Raw genomic sequence first — 5313 nt, 5'->3', positions numbered from 1 at the left:
GGGGCTGGCCCTGGGCGAGGTGGAGGCGGCCGTGGGCGGGCTCGCCGCGCTCGGCCGGCTGGACGCGACGGAGACGGCGACCCTGCTCGACCTGGTCCGCGAGCGGTACGCGGCGGGGCCGGCCCCGCACGCGCCGGAGGACCTCGACGGCTCCCTGGCCGGCGGCGTCGCGGCCGTGATCGCGGGCGAGTACGGCCTGGACGCCGTGCCGCTGGGGGTCGAGGCGGCGTGCGCGTCGTCGCTCGCCGCGCTGGACGTGGCGGTGGGCCGGCTGCGCTCCGGAAGCGTGGACTACGCGCTGGCGGGCGGCGTCGAACTGCCCTGCAACGCCCGGGACATGGTGCTGTGCTCGGCGCTGGGGCTGCTCTCGCACGGGCGGATCACCCCGTTCGACTCCGCGGCGGACGGCTTCACGCCGGGCGACGGCTGCGCGCTGTTCCTGCTCAAGCGCTACGCGGACGCCCGGCGCGACGGGGACGCGATCCACGGCCTGCTGTGCGGGATCGGCGCGTCGAACGACGCGAAGTCCCTGATCGCCCCCGACGCGGACGGCCAGGTGCGGGCGATGCGCCAGGCGTTCGGCCAGGCGGGCTTCGACCCGGCCGACGTGGGCTACCTGGAGGCGCACGGCACCGGAACCCGCGTGGGCGACCGGGTCGAGATCGCCGCGGTCGCGCGGGTGTATGCCAGCCCGCACCGGCGGCGGCCGCTGGAGATCGGCTCCGCCAAGTCGTTCTTCGGCCACACCTTCGCGGCGGCGGGCGCCGCCGGGCTGCTGCGCGCGCTCCACGCCCTGCGGACCGGGGTGCTGCCGGCCAACGCGGGCCTCACCACCGTCAATCCGGAGCTGGACCTGGACCGCGTGCCCGCGCGCGTCTCCACGGCGACCGGGCCGTGGGAATCCGCCCCCGGGCGGCCGCGGCGCGCGGGCGTCAGCTCCTTCGGTACCGGCGGCATCAACTATCACGTGCTGATCGAGGAACACCTGGACGGGCCACGATGAACTTCGACTTCGACACCGAGACCGCGGAGATGCGCGACATGGTCGTGCGCTTCGCCCGGCGCGACCTCGGCGACGGCACGGCGGCGCACGACCCGGACGACTTCCGGCGCCGCTGGCAGCTCGCGGGAAAGCAGGGCCTCACCGGGGCGAGCGTGCCCGCCGCGTACGGCGGCAGCGGGCTCGGCGCCGTCACGACCGCGGCGCTGATGGAGGCCCTCGGCTACGGGTCCGCCGACCAGGGCTTCGCGTTCTCCGTCGCGGCGCACCTGTTCGCGGCCGTCATGCCGATCACCGAGTTCGGCACCGAGGAGCAGAAGCAGCGCTGGCTGCCGCCCCTCGCCTCGGGCGAGGCGATCGCGGCGCACGCCATCACCGAGCCCGAGGCCGGCTCCGACGCCCTGAACCTGCGGACGCGCGCCGAGCGCAAGGGCGACGCGTACGTGCTGAACGGCAGCAAGTGCTTCACCACCAACTCCCCCGTGGCCGACGTGTTCGTGCTGCAGGCGGCGACGTCGCCCGGGGGCGGCTTCTTCGGCCTGACGACCTTCGTCCTGGCGGCGGACACGCCCGGCCTGACGGTGGGGCCGCGCTACGACAAGGTGGGCCTGCGGGGCTCGCCGATGGCGGACGTGTACCTCACGGACTGCGTGGTGCCGGCGGCGGACGTCCTCGGCGAGGAGGGCTCCGGCGCGGGCATCTTCTCCTCGTCGATGAAGTGGGAGCGCACGTGCCTGTTCGCCACCTACCTCGGGGCGATGCGGCGCGTGCTGGAGTCGACCGTGGAACACGCCCGGGAGCGCGAGCAGTTCGGCCGGGCCATCGGCGGCTTCCAGGCCGTCAGCCACCGCATCGTCGACATGACGCTGCGGCTGGAGTCGGCCCGGCTGATGCTCTACAAGGCCGCGTGCGGGCTGGACGCGGGCAGCGACGACGAGATCGCGCCCGCGCTGGCGAAGCTCGCGGTGAGCGAGGCGGCCGTGCAGCTCGGGCTGGACGCCGTGCAGCTGCGCGGCGCGCTCGGGATCCTCGGCGGCGAGGCCGAGACGTTTCTGCGGGACGCCCTGCCCTCCCGCATCTTCTCCGGCACCAACGAGATCCAGAAGAACAATGCCGCCCGCGCCCTGGGCCTGGCCGGCCGGCGCTCCCGAAAGCTCCGGCATCCGTGAACCGCATGGGAATACAGAAGGGACTTCCGGCATCGTGGACCTGATTGTGCACCGAATTCGGCTCCGCCCCGGCGTCACACCCGGCCGTTTCGAAACCTGGGTACGGGAGACCGACTACGCGACCTGTCCGGAACTCCCGAGCGTGCTGTCATTCAGCGTGCAGCGGGTTTCCGGTGACCCGTCCGCACCGGTGCACTTCTTCGAAGTCATCAAAGTGCGCAGCCGGGCCGAGTTCGAGCGGGACACCACGAGTCCCGCCTTCGGCCGGCTGGTCGCGGATTTCGGGGAAATGGCCGAGGTGGTGGACGAACTCGCCGGGGTGCGCGTGGAGCCCGGATACCGTGCCGCCGTGGGCTGACGGGCTCCGCGCGGCGGCGCCCGGCGGGTCAGGGGCGGCGCTCCACCTGCCGCTCCATGGCGTCGATCAGCCCCGTCTCGTAGGCGATGGCGACGGCCCGGGCGCGGGTCCCGGCGTCCAGCTTCCGCAGGACGTGGTGGACGTGGGAGCGGACCGTGGTGTTGGAGATCGAGAGCTTCTCGGCGATCTCCGCGTTGGACCGGCCCTGCGCGAGCAGCAGCATCACCTCGGCCTCGCGCGGGGTCAGGGCGCCGGCCGGCGGCGCGGCGGGGGCGGGGGGCTGCTCGGTGCGGAGCTGGTCGAGCGCCTTGCGGGCGGTCAGCGGGGCGACGATGGCGTCGACCTCGATGACCGTCTTGATCATGCGGATGAGTTCCTCCGGCGGGTCCTCCAGGGAGAGCACGGCGCGGACGCCGATGCGCAGCGCCTCGAAGGCCCTGGAGGTGGTGTCGGGCCGGGCGAGCAGGATGACCTTGGCCATCCCGGAGAGTTCGGCGAGTTCGTGGGTGTCGTCGATGCTGAGCGCCGGGGCCACGACGACAATGGCGTCCGGCGTCATCTCCTTGGCGGCCGCCACCGTGCTGCGCACGGAAGTTTTCGTATGTGCTTCCAGGCCGTGCTGGCCCAGCAGTGCCTGCATACCCGCGCCCAGGATGAGCTTGTCGCAGCACAGCAGTATGCGCATACTCATCGAGCCTGCTTCCAGTAAACGGAACGGTTCCTAACGGAGTCGCTTCGGGGAGCAGGCGCTATTGTGGCCGACGGGGTAGAGGGGGTGAAGAGCACCCGAGTCCCCCCGCCGGCGGTGCGATGGCTGATTGACGTCATCTCCGTGGCCACGGCTTCCCCCTGAACGTCTCACCCGACTGTACGCCAGCGGCAACTGACGGCCGGGCGTCCCGCCAGGTTTTGGCGGGAATCTGTCACGGTAAAGACTGCGGCAAGGGAGCAGTATCCCCGACCCCGCGGCGTACGCGATCGGGGCCTGGCCGGAATGCTCCGTTGCTTTCCCGTCCCCGGTTCAGACCGTGCGGTGGTCCGCGGCGCCGTGGCTCCTGGGCGCCGGCGGGAAGGCCGTACGGGGCCGGCCCACGCGGCTCGCGAAGAAGAGCCTGCCGGAAAGGCCCAGCTGGTCCTGGAGCATCGTGCGCAGGGAGTCGTGCTGCAGGACGACGCTCAGCGGGTGCAGGGCGAGACCCGCGGACGCCGCGTACAGCCAGTAGTCGGCGATGCGCGCGCCGCCCCGGAAGGCGTCGGCGACCCCGGGGGACTCGTCGGCGAAGTGCATCAGGACGACGGCGGGGGTGCGCCGGACCTCGGCGGCCAGTCCGCCGGCGAGCGAGCGGTCATAACCGAACCGGCACAGGAATTTCATCACCGGCGGAGCGAGGGCGATCCGCTTGGCGATCCGCTGCCGGGCCGACATCGGTCCGAAAAGCTGCGTCGCGGGGAAGCCGTCGCCGTGCGCGCGGACCGCCGCCGGGCTCCACCGGATGTAGGAGTGGGTTTCCCGCCAGGCGGCCGGGTGGCTGAAATCGATTCCCCCGTGGTGGGCCAGGAACTCGGCGAACATGCCACGTTCATGATTCTCCGTCAGATGCTGTACGAGTATGGCGGGGCCCCCCGCGGGCGTCCGGCGCGCGAGGTCGCCGAGCAGCCCCGGGGAGAGCGGCTCGTCGTCGTACGGGCCGCGGTTGGTGCGGCGGGCGCGGGCCGCGGCGTCCAGGGCGGGCAGGCTCTCGGCCGGCTCCCCGGTGCGGCGCAGCGCGGCCGTCCACAGCAGCGACCAGTCGCGCGGCCACGGGCCGCCGGGCAGGCGCGCGTCCGCGGCTCCCCCCGCCTCGTGGGCCCGTTCCCGGACGAGCGTCCAGCCCTGCGCGGCCAGGGCCCGGCAGAGCATGCGCCAGTACGCGGCGCAGCTCAGCCGCATCTCCAGGGTGTGGGCGGGCAGGGCCGTGAGGCTGCGCCGGCGGTCGGCGGCGAGCGCCAGGTAGACGGTGGAGCCGTCGTCGGGACAGCCGAGCAGGTCGGCCGCGGCGCGGCGCGCCGGCCGGCTCTCCAGGCGGGCCAGCGCCCAGGGCTGGCAGTTGTGCGAGGAGGGGCTGAGGGCGGCGATCCCGGTGGCGCGGCGCAGCGCCTCGGGGAAGGACTCGCCGAGGCCGGGGGTCCGGGAGGGGGTCGGTGTCATGGGTCCGCTCATCACGTCCATACCAGGGCGAGGAAGTATCCGTCGATGCGCCGGGCCCAGCCGTGCGGCCGGGTGTGGCCCGCCGAGGGGGCGTGGCGCAGGAGTCCGGGGCCGGGACGCCACGTGAAGCCGTGGTCCTGGTGCCAGGTGTGCAGGGCGACCTCGCGGGGGTCGACGCGCAGCCCGAACCCGTAGTGCTTGAGCACCGCCTCCTTGCAGGCCCAGCGCAGCGGCAGGGGCATGGTGGCGAGGCGGCGGCGGTCGGGGTCGGCGTGGGCCGCGACCCGGTGGTCGCCGGCGGTCAGCATGCCGGCGAGCAGGGGCGGCATGCGGCGCTCGTGCTCCAGGTCGACGCCGACGGGGCGCGGCCCGCACACGGCCACGGCGAAGTCGCCGGAGTGCGAGAGGCCCACGTCGACGGGGGCGTTGACGACGGGCCTGCCGGCGCGGAGCCCGTGCGCGACGGCGCCGACGCGGATGTCGCGGGTGCGTCCCGTCCGGTGCCCGTGCCGCCGGCCGTGGGCGAGGACGCCGTGCTTGACGGCGAGGCGGCCGGCGAGCCATTCGTAGCGCCGCTCGGGCCGGCGCAGGCCCGCGG

The 5313-nt window shown here is 73.9% G+C and carries 6 protein-coding genes; 3 read left to right on the top strand and 3 right to left on the bottom strand.

The features are described 5' to 3' along the window. From B7P34_RS34950 to B7P34_RS34940, 3 genes are all read left to right on the top strand, one after another. A partial coding sequence (locus tag B7P34_RS34950; RefSeq protein ID WP_146167022.1) for a polyketide synthase occupies window positions 1-1003 on the top strand: 1003 nt, incomplete at its 5' end. After that, entirely contained in the window at window positions 1000-2169 is a 1170-nt protein-coding gene (redW, locus tag B7P34_RS34945; protein ID WP_106682160.1) for an L-prolyl-[peptidyl-carrier protein] dehydrogenase, read from the top strand. The genes B7P34_RS34950 and redW, both read left to right, overlap by 4 nt. 34 nt (window positions 2170-2203) lie before the next feature. Further along, window positions 2204-2527: a RedY protein gene (locus B7P34_RS34940; RefSeq protein WP_106682159.1), complete on the top strand. Its 324-nt coding sequence runs from the start codon at window positions 2204-2206 to the stop codon at window positions 2525-2527. A gap of 28 nt (window positions 2528-2555) precedes the next feature. On the opposite strand, the gene B7P34_RS34935 is transcribed toward B7P34_RS34940, so the two are convergent. From B7P34_RS34935 to B7P34_RS39560, 3 genes are all read right to left on the bottom strand, one after another. Then, complete coding sequence (locus B7P34_RS34935; RefSeq protein WP_106682158.1) at window positions 2556-3218, bottom strand: response regulator transcription factor; 663 nt, start codon at window positions 3216-3218, stop codon at window positions 2556-2558. Window positions 3219-3548: 330 nt separating this feature from the next. Next, window positions 3549-4715 (bottom strand): RedV protein, encoded by a 1167-nt coding sequence (locus B7P34_RS34930; protein WP_106682157.1) that lies wholly within the window; start codon window positions 4713-4715, stop codon window positions 3549-3551. Between the two features lie 11 nt (window positions 4716-4726). Further along, on the bottom strand, window positions 4727-5313 hold a 587-nt coding region (locus B7P34_RS39560), incomplete at its 5' end, for a 4'-phosphopantetheinyl transferase family protein (protein ID WP_106682156.1).

The sequence above is a fragment of the Streptosporangium nondiastaticum genome (genome assembly GCF_003011965.1).
Classification (GTDB): Bacteria; Actinomycetota; Actinomycetes; order Streptomycetales; family Streptomycetaceae; genus Streptomyces; species Streptomyces nondiastaticus.
The sequence above is the reverse complement of the archived record's forward strand: the minus strand, read 5'-3'. Positions and strand labels throughout refer to the sequence as shown.